A 15,267-nucleotide genomic window follows, 5' to 3' on the forward strand; every position below is an offset into this window, starting at 1 on the left:
GTTTCCGACCCATGAAAAATCCCCTGCAGCAAGCCGTCTCGCCCCTGCATGCGTTGTTGCGTGCCGTGCGCAGGCCCTCGGCGCGCAAGCGGCTCGCCGCGTTGCAGCGCGACGTGGGCCGCCTGCTTCGCATCGACCCGGTCTTCGTCGCGCGCGACGCGCACGCGTTTCACGCGGGCGCATCCCGCGTGCAACCGGCCCCATGGCTGGCGGGGTATGAGCAGAAGCTGGAGGCACAAGGCGGCCGCATCCACCTGCAGCGTTTCTGCTTGTGCTGCAACGAGACCACGCCGATGCTGGTCGACATGGAATCATCGTGGCAGGGGCGCGATGGCGCCCGCGTCCTGAACTGGCGGGAACGGTTGATTTGCGACCAGTGCGGGATGAACAATCGGCAGCGCCTGGTCGCCAAGCTGGTGCAACAAGCCGCCGCGGAACACGAGCGGGCCCGGATCTACCTGACCGAACAGGTCACGCCGATTTTCCAATGGGTGCGGCGGCTGCCGGCGACGGATGTCCACGGCAGCGAGTACCTGGGCGACCAGCACCGGGGCGGGGACGTGATGGACGGCGTGCGGCACGAGGACGCGATGAACCTGTCCTACCCGGATGCCTCGTTCGACCTGATCGTGAGCAACGACGTGCTCGAGCACATTCCCGACCCGGCGAAGGCCTTGCGCGAGTGCAGCAGGGTCTTGCGGCCAGGCGGCGTGGTGCTCGCCACCTTCCCTTTTCAAACGGGCAGCGAGGCCACGGTGGTGCGCGCAACGCTCGGCGCCGGTGGGCTGAAGCACCTGCTGCCAGCGCAATTCCATGGCAACCCGGTGTCCGCCGAAGGATCGCTGGTCTTCCAGGATTTCGGCTGGGACCTGCTGGCGACGATGCGGCAGGCCGGCTTTTCGGACGCGGCGTGCGAGGTGTACATGAACGACGCCTTCGGTCACCTCGGCGTTCCCTTGCTGGTGTTCCGTCTCAGGAAGTAGGCGGTGTCCCGGCGGCAGGTACCGCGCCTGCCGTCACCCCGTCAGTTCCATGGCCTGCACGACGCGTGCGCAAACGTTCTCCCAGGTGAAGTCCGCCGCGCGCCGCAGGCCGCGCGCCGACAGCTCGCTGCGCAGCGCCTGGTCTTCGACCACGCGGTCGAGGGCGGCGGCGAGCGCTTCCACGTCGTGGGGATCGGCCAGCAGCGCGTTGCCCGCTCCCGCCACTTCCGGCAGCGATGTCGTGGTGGAGGTCACCACCGGCGTGCCGGTCGCCATCGCCTCGATCACCGGCAAGCCGAAGCCTTCATGCACGGACGGGAACACGAACGCCGTGCAACGCTGGTACAGGCCAAGCAGCGCCTCGTCGCCGAGGTCGCCGGCAAACGCGATGCGGTCGGCCACGCCGGCCTCGGCGGCCCAGGCCAGCGTCCGCGCATCGGGGGCGCCGGTGAAGCGCAGGCCGAGCGATGCGCTGGCGCGGCTCGCCGCGAACGCGCGCAGCAGGTTGCGGATGTTCTTGTTCCCGGCCCGGCGGCCCACGTGCAGCAGGAAGGGCTCGCGCCCCGCCAGCGGGTCGGCCTTCGGCCGGAACACGGGCGATACACCGTTGCCCACCACGCGCACCTGGCCGGGCGGCAGGCCAGTCCAGGCGAGGATGTCCGCCCGCGAATACTCGGACACGGTCAGGATGCGCGCGGCCTTGCGCGTGGCGGGCCGCACGACCAGGCGGTAGTACAGGCGGCGCAGCGGCGACGACTCCTCGGGCACGTGCAGGTGCGCCAGGTCGTGGATGGTGAAGACGAAGGGGATCGGGCTGGCCAGCGGCGGATTGAAGCCCGGCGACAGGAAACAGCCGCTTCTCCGGCTGGCCAGCGCCAGGGTCAGCGCGAGCGGGTCGATCAGCGACAGCTTCGGCCCGAAGATGGGCAGCGGCACGATGCCTGGCAGGCGCTTTTGCAACTCCGCCGAAAACCGGCCGATGCCGTGGTTGCCGTTCCAGCGAGTGTCGTAGTGGATCGGCGTTTGCATTGAATCGGTGGACTGGCAAACGAGTGTAGCGTCCGGGCCGGCTGGCACAATCGGCCACCGATGTCTTCCACCTTGTCCCGCCTGCGAGAGAGCGCGCTGCCGCGTGTCATCGACCAGGTGGCCGGCGCGCCGCTGCTGTGGCTGTGGGGCGCCCTGCGACGGCGCCGCGCCTTGCCGCGCGCACCGCGCCGCTTCGGGCTCATGATGTTCGAGACCATCGGCGACACGCTGCTGGCCGGCACCGTGCCCGCCAGCCTGCGGGCCGCGTTCCCGGGCTGCGAGCTGGTGGTGTTCGCATCGCGCGGCAACCGGGGCGTGCTGCCGCTGTTCGAAGGCATCGCGCGGGTGGTGGAGGTGCCGCTGACGCGGCCCCTGCGCGCGCTGGCCGCGATGCGAAGCGAGCCGGTGGACGTGATGATCGACATCGGCCAGTGGCCGCGCTGGTATGCGCTGCTCTGCGCCGCGTCGCGCAGTTCCTTCACGATCGGCTTCGCGACGCCGGGCCAGGCGCGCCACTACGCGTACGACGCCGCCGTGCCGCATGGCCGCGACGTGCACGAGGTCGTCAATTTCCAGCGGCTGTTGGCCCCGATCTCCGGTGTGACGCCCCTGGCTCCCGCTGCGGTGCTGCGCCCCGTCGCGGCGGCCGCGCCGCGCAACGGCATCACGAGGCCGTACCTGGTCGTGCATCCCTGGGCCAGCGGCTTTCGCTTCGCTTCGCGCGAGTGGCCGCTGGAGCGGTGGGTGGAGTTCATCTCCCGGGCCGCGTCGGCGGGCTATGCGATCCTGGTCTCGGGTGGCCCGGCCGATCGTGCCAGGGCCGCCGCGCTGGTGGGCGCGTGTCCGGCCGGACTGCCGGTGACATCGGCCGCGGGCGAACTGGCGTTGCCTGAACTGGCCGCGGTGTTGCGCGGGGCGGCCGCCCTGGTGTGCGTCAACACGGGAGTCATGCATCTCGCCGCCTTGCTGGATGTCGCGCTGGTGGCGCTGCACGGTCCCACCAGCCGGTTGCGGTGGGGACCGGTCGGCGCGCGCAGCATCGCACTGGTCCCGGGCGGCGCCGATTGCGAGTTCCTGCACCTCGGCTTCGAATATCCCGCGCATCCGGTGGACTGCATGCAGCGCATCCCGGTGGACGCGGTCCTCGACGCGGTCCGGCAGGTGACGGCCGGCCAGCACGACCCCCGGCAAGCCATGGTGGCGGCGAGCTGAAAGCCGCGATGGGTCGACTGTCTTTCCGGTGGGGCTGCGTGGCCCTGCTCTCCGCGCTTCCGTGGCTCAACCCCTTTGCCTCCGGTCCATCGCCCGCCGTGCAACCGTGGCTCACGAGCGCCGCCTGCGCGCTGGGCATCTGGCTGCTGGCCATGATGGGCGGCCTGCGCCCGCGCCTGCGCCTGTGGTTGCCGGCACTGGCCATCACGGCCTGGGCGGTGCTGTCGCAGCTGTCGCTGCGACCGGAGATGGTGATGCTCGCCATGGGCCTGCTGCTCATGGCCATCGCCGCAGGGCTGGCGCAGGACGAAGGCACGAGCACCGCGATGAGCGCCGGCGTGCTGGCGGCTGCCGCGATCAGCGCCGTGTTCGGCATCGTGCAGTACCTCGGCTGGTCCGAACACTTCATCCCCTGGATCAATGTCGCCCGCGCCGGCGAGGCGTATGCCAACCTGCGCCAGCCGAACCTGTACGCCAGCCTGTGCTGGATCGGCGCGGCGGTCGTCCTGTGGGGCGGCTTGCGCCTGCCGTTCCCCCTGCGCGCGGCGCTGATCGCGCTGCTGGCGGCGGGCAGCGCGGCATCGGTGTCGCGCACCGGGTTGCTGCAGGCGTTGGCGCTCGCGGTGCTGGCGGCGATGTGGAGCGGGCCGGCGCGGCGCCAGCGGCTGCTGCTGTGCGCGATCGCCCTGGCGTCCTACTTCGCCGCGGCGGTGCTGTTGCCGCTGGCGCTGCAGGCATCGGCCGAAGTCGAACCCACGCGCACGCTGTGGGGTCGGCTGGGCGGCGGCGACGGCTGCAACAGCCGGCTGGTGCTGTGGTCGAACGTGCTGCGCCTGGTCGCATTGAAGCCGATCACCGGCTGGGGCTGGGGCGAGCTGGATTACGCGCACTTCATGACGCTCTATCCCGGCGCGCGCTTTTGCGACATCCTGGACAACGCGCACAACCTGCCGCTGCACCTGGCGGTCGAACTCGGCTTGCCGGCGGCGCTGCTGATCGCCGGCGGGGCGGTCCTCTGGGCCTGGAACCGCCGGCCGTGGCAGGAGGCGCTGCCGCAGCGGCAACTGGCGTGGGCCGTGATCGCCCTCATCCTGCTGCACGGCCTGCTGGAATATCCGCTCTGGTACGGGCCGTTCCAGATCGCTTTCGGCGCCGCGGTGGGCTGGTTGCTGGCCAGCGAGCAGGAACCGGATGTTGTCGTCCGGCCGTTCGCGCCCTCAGCGGCGTTGGCTGGCGTGCTGTTGCTGGCGCTCGCCTATGCTGGCTGGGACTACGTGCGCGTGAGCCAGGTCTACTTGCCGCCGGAGCAGCGCCGCAGCGCCTGGGCCGACGACGCGCTGGAACACGTTCGCCGCTCCTGGCTGTTTGCGGGGCAGGCGCGCTTCGCCGACCTCACGCTGGCCTCGCTGTCGCGCAGCAATGCCGTCTGGATGTACGAGCTGTCGGGCCGCATGCTGCATTACTCGCCCGAGCCGCGCGTGATCGAACGGCTGATCGAGAGCGCGACCATGGTGGGACAGGAAGACGAAGCGGTGCTGCACCTGGCGCGGTATCGCGCCGCGTTTCCCGAGGACTATGCGCAGTGGTCCGCCGCGCTGAAGCGGCAGCCGATCGCCCCCTGAAGTCCCTCAGACCCTGCGCTGCTTGCGGCGCACACTGGCGAAGGCGTCCACCTCGGGGTCGGGCTCGGCGTCGCCCAGCTGGCTGGGGCGCGTATCGCGCACGTACACGCGGGCCGAAGGCACCAGCTCATCCTGCATCTGGCTGTCCAGCGCCGTCATGGAGTCCTCCCAGGCGCTCCAGTCGGCGTGGGTGTTGCCTTCGCCCAGCACCTCCGGCAGCGCCGCGGGCGCCGACGGCAGGAATCCCGGGGGCAAAGCGCTGCGGCCACCGGCGCGGGCGGCCTTCTTGTCCGATGCCATCGCCGACCGCCTGGGGGCAGGTTGCGGCTTGGCGGGCCCGACAAGGCGCTTCAACCAACTGAACATTTCGCGCTCCGAGGGCGGGCAGGCCGGACATTGCGGCCAAGGCTCCAGCCTGTGGTCTCCCTGCACCCATTCTGATGTCCAACCGTGGTGCCCGGCAAGGCCAAGCCGCCGCAGCCGTCAGGGCTGCCTAAAACTCCCCGACTTTCCGCCGTGTTTTTCCAACAGACGCACACATGTAATTGTCATGCCCCGGTCCACGGCCTTGCACATGTCGTAGATGGTGAGCAGGGCGACGTTCAGGGCGGTCAGGGCTTCCATCTCCACCCCGGTGGGGCCGACGGTCTCCACGCGGGCGGTGCAGGCCACCGCGGGCGACGCCGCGTCGGCACCGGGCAACAACTCGAAATCGACGGCCACGCGGGTCAGGGCCAGCGGGTGGCACAGGGGGATGAGGTCGCTGGTCTTCTTGGCGGCCTGGATGGCTGCGATGCGCGCGACGCCGAGGACGTCGCCCTTCTTGACGGTGCCCGCTTGAATCAGGGCCAGGGTCGCGGGTAGCATTTCGATGCGGCCCGCGGCCACCGCGATGCGGTGCGTCGACGCTTTACCGGCGACATCTACCATGTGGGCCTGGCCCTGTTCATCAAAGTGGGTGAGTCCGCTCATGCAAGAGTCCTCTGTGACCATCGATCATCATACGGTCCGCTTCGACTGGCGCTCGCGCCTGAAGGCCGCTTCCATCCACCTGGGGCTCAGCGCGCTGGTCGCTGCCTTGGCCGGCTTGCTGGTGTTCGCCGTCTGGTACCCCTTTCCCTACCGCGAGATCTCCGGCGGCCGCGAGCTGTTCCTGCTGGTCGTGACGGTGGACGTGATCATGGGGCCCCTGATCACGTTCGCCGTGTTCAACCGGGCGAAGCCGCGCAAGGAACTGCGGCGCGACCTGGCCGTCGTCGCCCTGCTGCAGCTTTCCGCGCTGGCCTACGGCCTGTGGACGGTGCACCTGGCGCGGCCGGTGCACATGGTGTTCGAATACGACCGCTTCCGGGTCGTGCACCAGGTCGAGATCCCCGAAGAGCTGCTCGCGCGCGCCCCGGCCGGCATCCCGATTTCCCCGGTCCTGGGCCCCACGCTGCTGACGCTGCGCCCCTTCAAGGACAACAACGAGAACGCGGAGTACACGATGGCAGCCCTGCAGGGCTTGCCGCTCTCGGCCCGGCCCGATCTCTGGCAGTCCTATGAAGCAGGCGCGCCGCAGGTGTTGCAGGCGGCCAAGCCGGTCAGCCAGCTCAAGAGCCGCTTTCCCGAGCGAGCCGCCGAGATCGATGGCGCCCTCCAGCGGGCCGGTCGCAGCGCCGCGCAAGCCTCATACTTGCCCCTGGTGGCCCGCAAGTCCGAAGGCTGGACCGTGCTGCTGGACGCCGGGACCGCCGAGGTCATCGGCTACCTGGCCCTGGATTCCTTTTGACCCTGATGTCCCCGCCCTTCTGGCGCCGCGCGCTGGCGGCCATGCTGGCCGGGACGCTGCTCGCCGGCACGCCGGCGGCCGCGCAATTGCCCACGCTGGGTGACACCAGCGACATGACCAGCAGCGCCGAGCGCAAGCTGGGCGAGCGCATTGCGCGGGAGCTGTACCGCGACCCCGACTACATCGACGACCCGGTGCTGGTGGAATATGTGCAGGCCATCTGGCAGCCGCTGCTGGTGGCGGCCCGCGCGCGCGGCGAGCTGACTTCCGAGCTGGACGAACGCTTCGCCTGGCAAGTCCTGCTGGGCAAGGACCGCAGCATCAACGCCTTCGCGCTGCCCGGCGGCTGGCTGGGCCTGCACCTGGGGCTGGTCGGCGCCACCGTCACGCGCGATGAACTGGCATCGGTGCTGGCCCACGAATTGACGCACGTGACCCAGCGCCACATCTCTCGCATGGTGTCGAACGAGGCGAAACAGTTGCCCTGGATCGTCGCCGGCATGCTGCTGGGCGCGTTGGCAGCCAGCAAGAGTCCGCAGGCCGGCGGCGCGCTCATGACCGGCAGCCAGGCGCTGGCGATCCAGCAGCAGCTGAATTTCTCGCGCGACATGGAGCGCGAGGCCGACCGCATCGGTTTCGGCGTCATGTCGCAGGCGGGCTTCGATCCGCAGGGCTTCGTCACGATGTTCGAGAAGCTGCAGCAGGCCGCCCGCCTGAACGACAACGGCAACTATCCGTACCTGCGTTCGCACCCGATGACGACCGAGCGCGCCGCCGAGATGCAGGCGCGGCAACCGCTGACCACCCGGGCTCCGGTGCAGCCGGCGCTGGAACATTCACTGGCGGCGGCGCGGGCCCGCGTCATCTCGAATCCCTCCGTCGATGCGCAGCGCGCCATGGTGGCCGAGCCCGACGCCGCCGGTTTCGCCGGCATGTCCCGCGTGCGGCAGGCGGCGGTGCTGTATTCCGCCACCTTCGCGGCCTCGCGGCTGCGTGATGGCGCCGCGGTGCAGCGCCTGCAGGCGCGGCTGGAGGCGTCGGTGGCCGCCAATCCGGTCGGCCAGCGCCTGGCACGCTTGCTGGGCGCGGAGATCGCGCTGTCGCAGGGCAACACGGCTCCCGCACTGCAATTGGTGGACGGCGTGGCGCGACGCCCCGAGCTGCTGCTGGTGTCGCAAGCCCAGGTCCAGACCGGGCAAGGCGCCGAGGCGGCCCAGCGCCTGCAGACGTGGGTGGCCAACCAGCCGCGCGACGCGGCAGCATGGCAACTGCTGTCGGCGGCCTACCTTGCCGACCGGCAGCCCTTGCGCGCGGTGCGGGCCGAAGCCGAGGCGCGGGTGGCGCAGCTCGATTACCCGGCGGCGCTGGACCGCCTGAAGGCGGCGCAGGAGATGGGACGCCGCGGCCCGGGAACGGACCACATCGAGGCCTCGATCATCGACACGCGAACGCGCGCCGTCGAATCACTTCTTCGCGAACAGGCGCTCGAGCGCTGATTCGATCACCACGCCGATGAGGGTGTAGATCAGCGAGCCGACCAGGGCCGCCACGAAGTCGCGCACCTGGAAGCCGTCCAGCACGCCGGCCGCCGCCCAGAACATCAGGGCGTTGATGACGAAGAGGAACAGGCCGAGCGTGACCACCGTGACGGGCAGGGTGAGCACCACGAGCACCGGTCGCACCACGGCGTTGAGCAGCCCGATCACCAGCGCCGCCAGCATGGCGGAGCCGAAGCTGCTGACCGTCACGCCCTGGTAGACGTACGCCACGAAGAGCAGGGCCGCGGCGCTGAGCACCCATTTGACGATCAGTTTCACCATGGCGGTAGAGCATAGCAGCCGAGCTGCAGGGCCGCCTCGCCGCCGGGCCTAGTCGGCGGCCAGCAGCAGCATCGCGCCCAGGCCCAGCAGGGCCGCGGGCCCCCGGCCGTCGTCTGCCGGCGCCTTGGGGCGACGCACGTCGAGCACCCGCGCGGTCCCGTGCTCCGCCATCAGCGTGCGGGTCAGCTCGGGCAGCGGCCCGCGGGCGAGGATGGGCGTGACGTCGTCGCCGCGCGCACGCAGCGCAGGCACCACCTGGTCGAACAGCTTGCCCGCCCACTTGGCGCGCCAGTTCTCGCGGGCCGAATGACTGACCCACTTGCTGATGCGATGCGTCGCCCGCGGCGCGCAGGCCACCAGCACCCAGTGCGTGGGCGCGCTGCCGCCAGCCATGTGCTGGCAGGCGTAGGCGGGATCGTCCAGGTACACGATGACCTTGTCCATCTCGGGCTCCTTGGGCCGGCGCTCAGCCGGCCTGGGCCGGCTCCCGCGAGGCGCGGGCAGCCCACCAGCCGGCGCCGAGCACACCGGCGACGCAGGCAGCATACGTGCTCCAGCGGGCGATGGCATTCGGGTCGAACACGGCATCGAGCATGGGTTCGCCCACGATCATCTTGCCGGCGGTGAAGGCCAGAACGGCGGCGCCGAGCTGGATGATGATCGGGAAGCGTTCGACCAGCTTGAGCACGACCTTGCTGCCGAAGACCACGATCGGCACGCTGATCAGCAGTCCCAGCACCACGAGGTCCATCGCCCCGTTGGCGGCCCCGGCCACGCCGAGCACGTTGTCCACGCCCATCAGCGCGTCGGCGATCACGATGGTCTTCATCGCGCCCCAGAAGGTGGTGACCACGGGACCGTGTTCATCCTTGCGCTCATCTTCCGCAACCAGCCGGTAGGCGATCCAGAGCAGGCCGAGGCCGCCCAGCAGCATCAGCCCGGGGATCTTCAGCAGCCAGACCACGCCCACCGTCATCAGCGAGCGCACGGCGATCGCGCCCACCGTGCCCCAGAGCACTGCCTTTTTCTGCAGGTGCGGTGGCAGGTTGCGGGCAGCCAATGCGATGACGATGGCGTTGTCGCCCGCCAGCACGAGGTCGATCAGGACGATGGCCAGCAGGGCGGACCACCAGGGGGCAGAGAGAAATTCCATGGACGAGAGCTCCGGTCGGACGTGAACATGCCCGGCGGCGGATGGAGCTTCGTTTCGGGGGCGAAAGCGGGCTTCGATCCAGGCCGCGCGGGCCCGATCGAAGGTCTTGCTCAGCGGCCCGTGGGGGCCGCCCGGTGCGCCGGAAGCGAATGCTTCGTATTGACGGCGGACCGAGTCGCGGCGATTGGCGCCGCGGATGGGAGCTACTCCCCTTCGCAGGCGGATTAGACCACAAGCCGCGCCGTCGTGCAGCAAGCGGGCGCTATCATGGCCTGGGGCTTTCAACGCCCGACCCATGGCCGGCATCCACATCACCGACATCGAAGCCGCCATCAACTGGTGGCGCCAGCGCGCGCCCTCCACCGATGGCGTCACGCTCGGCCCCGAGCTGCGAGCGCTGGCCGAGGTGTACGCGCTGATGGTGTTCCACCACGAGGACGAGGCCGACGAGACCGGCTTTCCGCCGAAGGCATTCGCGGCCTGGAAGGCCTGGTTCGACACCCAGCCGGACACACCGTGCATCGCGATCTGCTCCACCAGCCAGGGCGACGCCGAGTGCAAGGGCTGCGGCCGCACGTTCGAGGAAGTGCGGCACTGGACCGAGATGAGTCCGGCCGAGAAGCGCCACGTGTGGCGCCGCATCACCATGGAAGGCGATGCCTGGCGCTTCAACCGGTACGCGGAGCGGGCGGCGGAGGGCGCTTCAGAGGAGGCCGAGCCCGCCGCCGCACCGCAGCCGCGCTGACCGTGCGGCGGCTGCTGCAGGCTCCGAACCTGGCGATTGCCGCGATGTGGGTGGACACTTTGCGCGAGGCTGGCATCACGGCCAGCGTCGAGCGCCAGTTCCTCTCCGGCGCCGCGGGGCAGCTGCCGCCGGACCAGTGCCTGCCGGAAATCTGGATCGCCCACGAGGAGCAGGAGGGCGCCGCGCGCGTGCTGCTCGAGCAGCTGCAAAGCCTGCCGCAGCGCCGCTGGCTGTGCAGCTGCGGCGAAATGGTGGAAGGCGGGTTCGAGTCGTGCTGGAACTGCGGGCGGGCGATGCCGTAAGCTTTTTTTCGTATGCCGAATGGATGGTTGTAACCAAGTCGGACAACTGTTGCAATGCGTGCCTTCAACATCTTCGGGCACTCCATGGCCAAACTGCAAGCCACCCGCGCGATCGACTACAGCCAGCTGGACCTCAGCGGCCTTCGCACCGCCAACGACTCCGGTTTCGACGACAACCTGAACGTCAACTACAACGGCATCGTCTACCAGGACATCCTCTGGTTCGAGGAAGGGCCGGACAACACCGCCTTCGGTGGCACCGGCTTCACGATGCAGGCGGACGCGGTCACCGGCGGCACCGTGACGGGTGTCCTGACGGAAGTGTGGACGGGCTCCGCATGGGCCATGGACTGGGTGCTGGAGGGCGTCAACGTCTCCGCCGTTTCCCTCTACCGTGCCGCCCTGACGGCCAGCACCGCAGACGACATGTCGATCGTGACGACTGCCATGTCCGGCGCGGACACCTTCTTGCTTTCGAGGTTCGCGGACAAGATGCGCGGCTTCGGCGGCAACGACCTGATGAAAGGCATGAACGGCAACGACGTGCTGTCGGGTGATGGCGGCAACGACACCCTGGTCGGCGGCGCTGGAGCGGACCGGCTGACCGGCAATGCGGGCGCCGACGTGTTCGACTACAACCTGGCCACGGAATCGGGCCTGCGCACCAGCGACCTGATCACCGACTTCGTTCGCGGCGTGGACAGGATCGACCTGTCCGGCATCGATGCCAACTCGGCGACCGCCACCAACCAGGCCTTCACCGGCTTCATCAGGGCGGGCGCGGACTTCACGCGCGCGGGCCAGCTGCGGTTCGTCGATGGCGTGCTGATGGGGAACACCGACTCCGACGCCGCGGCCGAATTCGCGATCGTGCTGAACGGCGTCAACGCGCTCAGCGTCGCGGACCTGGTCCTCTAGCGCCTACTTCCAGCGCAGCGGCTCGATGTCGACGGTGCGCGCGCCGTCGCCCATCATCAGCACGTCTTCCTGCAGCGTCGCCTGCAGCTGCATCGAGCGCTGCGCCAGCGCGGCGAGCTGCTGCGAGGCCTCGGCCGGGACGCGCCACACCGTCAGGTTCGGCAGTCGCGTCAGCTTGGTCTCGATGCCGCGCCACCAGACTTCCGCGGCATGGTGGAAGGCATAGACGGCCACCTGGTCGGCCTGCCGGCAGGCTTTCATCATCGCGACTTCGTCCGGCTGGCCGACCTCGATCCACAGGCGCGTCGCGCCGGTGAAGTCGCGCAGCCATGCATCCGGCTCGCTGGGGTCGCTGAGGCCCTTGCCGAAAGCCAGCGTGCCGTCGCCGCCGCAGACCGTTTGCAGTTCATGCGCATGGAAGGCCAGCGCCGCCAGCCGCACCATCATGCGTTCGTCGGTTTCGCTGGGATGGCGGGCGAGCGTGAGCGCATGGTCCGCGTAGTAGCCGTGGTCGATGTCGGCGACGGCGAGTTGCGCCTTGAAGACGGTGGATTTGATGGCCAAGGGTCGGGACCGGTCAGGCGCGCCGCGCCAGTTCGGCGGCCTTGCCGGTGTAGCTGGCCGGCGTCATGGCCAGCAGCCTGTCCTTCTCGGCCTGCGGGATCTGAAGCGAGCGGATCAGCGCGTGCAGGTCGGCGGCCTGCACCGTCTTGCCGCGCGTGACTTCCTTCAGTTTCTCGTACGCACCCTCCAGGCCGTAGCGGCGCATCACGGTCTGGATCGGCTCGGCGAGCACCTCCCAAGCCGCGTCGAGGTCTTGCCGCAGCGCTTCCTCGTTGAGCTCCAGCTTGCCCATGCCGATGCCCAGCGAGTGGTAGGCCAGCGTCGCATAACCGAGCGCCACGCCCATGTTGCGCAGCACCGTGGAATCGGTGAGATCGCGCTGCCACCGCGAGATGGGCAGCTTCTCCGACAGGTGCCGCAGCAGCGCGTTGGCCAGCCCCAGGTTGCCTTCGGCGTTCTCGAAGTCGATCGGGTTCACCTTGTGCGGCATCGTGGACGAGCCGATTTCGCCCTCGCGCAGCTTCTGCTTGAAGTAGCCCAGGCTGATGTAGCCCCAGACGTCGCGGCTGAAGTCGATGAGGATGGTGTTCGCCCGGGCCACCGCGTCGAACAGTTCCGCCATGTAGTCGTGCGGTTCGATCTGGATGCTGTAGGGCTGGAACGCGAGGCCCAGGCCCAGCGGTTCCGGCGACTCCACCACCTTGCGGCTGAAGGCCTCCCAGTCGTGGTCCGGCCATGCCGCCAGGTGCGCGTTGTAGTTGCCGACCGCCCCGTTCATCTTGGCCAGCAGCTTGACCGCTGCGATCTTCTCCCGCGCCGCCGCCAGCCGCACCGCCACGTTGGCGAGTTCCTTGCCGACGGTGGTGGGGCTGGCGGTCTGGCCGTGCGTGCGGCTGAGCATCGGAACTTCGGCGTGCGCATGCGCCAGCTCGCGCGTCTTCTGGATCACGGTGTCCAGGGCCGGCAACAGGACGTGTTCGCGCGCTCCCTTCAGTTGCAGCGCATGGCTGGTGTTGTTGATGTCCTCGCTGGTGCAGGCGAAGTGCACGAACTCGCTGGCGTGGCGCAGTTCCGGGCGGGCCTCGAAGCGGGACTTGATCCAGTACTCGACGGCTTTCACGTCGTGGTTGGTGGTCTTCTCGATCTCCTTGATCGCCAGGGCATCGGCCTCGGAGAAGTTCTTCACCAGGCCCAGGAGATAGGTGCGCGCTCCCGGCGACAGGGGCTTGAACTCCGCGAAGCCGGCGTCGGACAGCGCGATGAACCAGCACACCTCCACCTGCACGCGCCTGTGCATGTAGCCCTGCTCGCTCATCAGGGGCCGCAGCGCCGCCAGCCGGGAGGCGTAGCGACCGTCCAGCGGAGAGAGGGCGGAGATCGTCGAGAGTGCCATGCGCGGAATTGTAGGCGGCGGCTTCCCCTAGAATGATTCCGTCACCCACCCCCATAACTCGAACACGCCAGGCAACGCCCATGAAGTTGATCGGTTCCACCTCCAGCCCCTACGTGCGCAAGGTGCGCGTGGTCATGGCCGAGAAAAAGCTGGACTACCACTTCGTCGAGGAGGATGTGTGGTCCGCCGACACCGCCATCATGCATTCCAACCCGCTGGGCAAGGTGCCGTGCCTGGTGATGGAAGGCGGCGAGGCGCTGTTCGATTCGCGCGTGATCGTCGAATACCTGGACACGCTGTCGCCGGTCGGCAAGCTGATTCCGGCCGTCGGCCGCGAGCGCGCGGAAGTCAAGACCTGGGAAGCGTTGGCCGATGGCGTGCTGGACGCCCTGATCCTCGCGCGGCTGGAGGCCAACTGGGCGCACCGCAAGAAGGGCGAGCGCAGCCAGGCCTGGATCGACCGGCAGATCGACAAGACCCACGCCAGCCTGAAGGCCATGAGCCAGGGCCTGGGCGACAAGCCATTCTGCGCCGGCATCTACCTCAGCCTGGCCGACATCGCCGTCGGCTGCGCGCTCGGTTATGTCGACTTCCGGTTCCCGGACATCGACTGGCGCACAAGCTACCCCAATCTTGGCAAGTTGTACGAGAAGCTGGCGGCGCGCCCGAGCTTCATCGAAACCGCCCCCAAGTAAGTGTCGGGGTGCGCTTCGCGCAACCCGACCTACGAGCAAGCGGACCGGAATCCCGTAGGCCGGGTTGCGGCGCAGCCGCACCCCGGCAACCCCGGAATAACTTGCAGCGCCATCCCCCATACGACAAAGCCCGGCTTGGCCGGGCTTTGTCGTACTGATCAAGCACCCGGAAAAGTCGGAACGACTTTTCCGGGTGAAAGAAAATTGCCGCGAAGCGCCCCTTGACGAAGGAGGGAGGGAGGGAGGAGGAGAAGAGTCGCCTCGGGATTGCATCCGCGGCCCGTGGGTCCGGATGGCTTCGCAGCAGGAAAACGGTGGAGTCTCGCCTCTTGCGGTGATGGAGTCCCCCCGCACCGGTGCGGTTCCCGGCCGCCCTGAGGGCCGTGGTAAATTTTTGTGAACCGGCCGCCGTCGTTATCGCGCCGCCAGTTGCTGCTCCAGCGTCTTCAGCAGCGTGGCGTCGTCCGGCTTGGTCAGGCTGGTGTAGCTCGCCACCGCCTTGCCGTCCCGGCCGATCAGGTACTTGTGGAAGTTCCAGAGCGGCGCGCGGCCAGTCTGTTCGGCCAGCTGGCGAAACAGCGGGTTGGCATCGCTGCCGCGAACGGCGGTCTTGCCGAACATCGGGAATTTGACGCCGAAGGTGTTCTCGCAGAAGTCCGCGATCTCCTTGTTGCTGCCGGCCTCCTGGGCGAAATCGTTGGAGGGGAAGCCCAGCACCACCAGGCCGCGGTCCTTGTAGCGGGCGTGCAGCTTCTCCAGGCCTTCGTATTGCGGCGTGAAGCCGCAGAAGCTGGCCGTGTTGACCACCAGCAGCACCTTGCCGCGGTACTGGCAAAGGGATTGGGGCTTTTCGTCCTGCAGCCGCGGGAAGGTGTGCCGCAGCAGGGCCGGACAGGCGGCGTCCACGGTGGCTGCCGCCGGGCCGGGCGCCTGGGCCGCGGCCGGGGGCGCACCCAGCGGGGCGGCCAGGAAGAGGGCAAGAACGGCTGGGATTTTCATGCGCGGCCCTTGGGCAAAGAGGTGTATTGTGTGGCAGCGCCCCGGTTCGCGGGAGCCCATG

Annotated in this window: 18 protein-coding genes; 9 read left to right on the forward strand and 9 right to left on the reverse strand. The window is 69.0% G+C overall.

What is annotated here, in order from left to right; all coding sequences use genetic code 11:
* The first annotated feature begins 11 nt into the window (after positions 1–11).
* Complete coding sequence (locus WG902_RS05740) at positions 12–983, forward strand: class I SAM-dependent methyltransferase (RefSeq protein WP_340058994.1); 972 nt, start codon at positions 12–14, stop codon at positions 981–983.
* 33 nt (positions 984–1,016) lie between these two features.
* On the opposite strand, the gene WG902_RS05745 is transcribed toward WG902_RS05740, so the two are convergent.
* On the reverse strand, positions 1,017–2,012 hold the full coding sequence (locus tag WG902_RS05745) for a glycosyltransferase family 4 protein (protein ID WP_340058995.1): 996 nt from the start codon (positions 2,010–2,012) through the stop codon (positions 1,017–1,019).
* Positions 2,013–2,072: 60 nt separating this feature from the next.
* Here WG902_RS05745 and WG902_RS05750 point away from each other — a divergent pair, with 60 nt between their 5' ends.
* Positions 2,073–3,224: a glycosyltransferase family 9 protein gene (locus WG902_RS05750; protein ID WP_340058996.1), complete on the forward strand. Its 1,152-nt coding sequence runs from the start codon at positions 2,073–2,075 to the stop codon at positions 3,222–3,224.
* A gap of 98 nt (positions 3,225–3,322) precedes the next feature.
* Positions 3,323–4,846 (forward strand): PglL family O-oligosaccharyltransferase, encoded by a 1,524-nt coding sequence (locus tag WG902_RS05755; RefSeq protein WP_340058997.1) that lies wholly within the window; start codon positions 3,323–3,325, stop codon positions 4,844–4,846.
* Between the two features lie 6 nt (positions 4,847–4,852).
* Here WG902_RS05755 and WG902_RS05760 read toward each other — a convergent pair whose 3' ends face one another.
* Together WG902_RS05760 and moaC are read right to left on the reverse strand one after the other, a co-directional pair.
* A complete protein-coding gene (locus WG902_RS05760) occupies positions 4,853–5,146 on the reverse strand; it encodes a hypothetical protein (RefSeq protein WP_340058998.1) in 294 nt (97 codons plus the stop codon).
* Between the two features lie 183 nt (positions 5,147–5,329).
* Positions 5,330–5,818, reverse strand: a complete 489-nt coding sequence (gene moaC / locus WG902_RS05765) for a cyclic pyranopterin monophosphate synthase MoaC (RefSeq protein ID WP_340058999.1) — start codon at positions 5,816–5,818, stop codon at positions 5,330–5,332.
* Between moaC and tfpZ the strand changes: the two genes are divergently transcribed.
* The gene (gene tfpZ / locus WG902_RS05770; protein WP_340059000.1) at positions 5,817–6,617 is read left to right on the forward strand and encodes a TfpX/TfpZ family type IV pilin accessory protein; all 801 of its coding nucleotides are present in this window, start codon (positions 5,817–5,819) and stop codon (positions 6,615–6,617) included. The genes moaC and tfpZ overlap by 2 nt on opposite strands.
* Positions 6,618–6,622: 5 nt before the next feature.
* A complete protein-coding gene (locus WG902_RS05775; protein WP_340059001.1) occupies positions 6,623–8,113 on the forward strand; it encodes a M48 family metalloprotease in 1,491 nt (496 codons plus the stop codon).
* Here WG902_RS05775 and WG902_RS05780 read toward each other — a convergent pair.
* The 3 genes from WG902_RS05780 to WG902_RS05790 are packed head-to-tail and all read right to left on the reverse strand — an operon-like array spanning position 8,081 to position 9,590.
* A complete protein-coding gene (locus WG902_RS05780) occupies positions 8,081–8,434 on the reverse strand; it encodes a phage holin family protein (RefSeq protein ID WP_340059444.1) in 354 nt (117 codons plus the stop codon). The two genes, WG902_RS05775 and WG902_RS05780, sit on opposite strands and share 33 nt — an antisense overlap.
* Positions 8,435–8,485: 51 nt before the next feature.
* Positions 8,486–8,881, reverse strand: a complete 396-nt coding sequence (locus WG902_RS05785) for a hypothetical protein (protein ID WP_340059002.1) — start codon at positions 8,879–8,881, stop codon at positions 8,486–8,488.
* Positions 8,882–8,903: 22 nt separating this feature from the next.
* Positions 8,904–9,590, reverse strand: coding sequence for a TerC family protein (locus WG902_RS05790; RefSeq protein ID WP_340059003.1), 687 nt, complete (start codon positions 9,588–9,590; stop codon positions 8,904–8,906).
* Between the two features lie 295 nt (positions 9,591–9,885).
* Here WG902_RS05790 and WG902_RS05795 point away from each other — a divergent pair, with 295 nt between their 5' ends.
* From WG902_RS05795 to WG902_RS05805, 3 genes are all read left to right on the forward strand, one after another.
* On the forward strand, positions 9,886–10,335 hold the full coding sequence (locus tag WG902_RS05795; protein ID WP_340059004.1) for a DUF3717 domain-containing protein: 450 nt from the start codon (positions 9,886–9,888) through the stop codon (positions 10,333–10,335).
* A 2-nt stretch (positions 10,336–10,337) separates the two neighbouring features.
* Positions 10,338–10,637 carry a putative signal transducing protein gene (locus WG902_RS05800; protein ID WP_340059005.1) on the forward strand — a complete coding sequence of 100 codons (300 nt, stop codon included), beginning with the start codon at positions 10,338–10,340 and terminating at the stop codon, positions 10,635–10,637.
* An 84-nt stretch (positions 10,638–10,721) separates the two neighbouring features.
* Entirely contained in the window at positions 10,722–11,555 is an 834-nt protein-coding gene (locus WG902_RS05805; RefSeq protein WP_340059006.1) for a calcium-binding protein, read from the forward strand.
* Between the two features lie 3 nt (positions 11,556–11,558).
* On the opposite strand, the gene WG902_RS05810 is transcribed toward WG902_RS05805, so the two are convergent.
* Both WG902_RS05810 and purB read right to left on the reverse strand, forming a co-directional pair.
* On the reverse strand, positions 11,559–12,119 hold the full coding sequence (locus WG902_RS05810; RefSeq protein WP_340059007.1) for a YaeQ family protein: 561 nt from the start codon (positions 12,117–12,119) through the stop codon (positions 11,559–11,561).
* 13 nt (positions 12,120–12,132) lie between these two features.
* Positions 12,133–13,512 (reverse strand): adenylosuccinate lyase, encoded by a 1,380-nt coding sequence (gene purB / locus WG902_RS05815; protein ID WP_340059008.1) that lies wholly within the window; start codon positions 13,510–13,512, stop codon positions 12,133–12,135.
* Positions 13,513–13,592: 80 nt separating this feature from the next.
* Here purB and WG902_RS05820 point away from each other — a divergent pair, with 80 nt between their 5' ends.
* Positions 13,593–14,207, forward strand: coding sequence for a glutathione S-transferase family protein (locus WG902_RS05820; RefSeq protein WP_340059009.1), 615 nt, complete (start codon positions 13,593–13,595; stop codon positions 14,205–14,207).
* A 414-nt stretch (positions 14,208–14,621) separates the two neighbouring features.
* On the opposite strand, the gene WG902_RS05825 is transcribed toward WG902_RS05820, so the two are convergent.
* Complete coding sequence (locus WG902_RS05825) at positions 14,622–15,206, reverse strand: glutathione peroxidase (RefSeq protein WP_340059010.1); 585 nt, start codon at positions 15,204–15,206, stop codon at positions 14,622–14,624.
* Between the last annotated feature and the right edge of the window lie 61 nt (positions 15,207–15,267).

The organism is Ramlibacter sp. PS3R-8, from assembly GCF_037572435.1.
Classification (GTDB): domain Bacteria; phylum Pseudomonadota; class Gammaproteobacteria; order Burkholderiales; family Burkholderiaceae_C; genus Ramlibacter.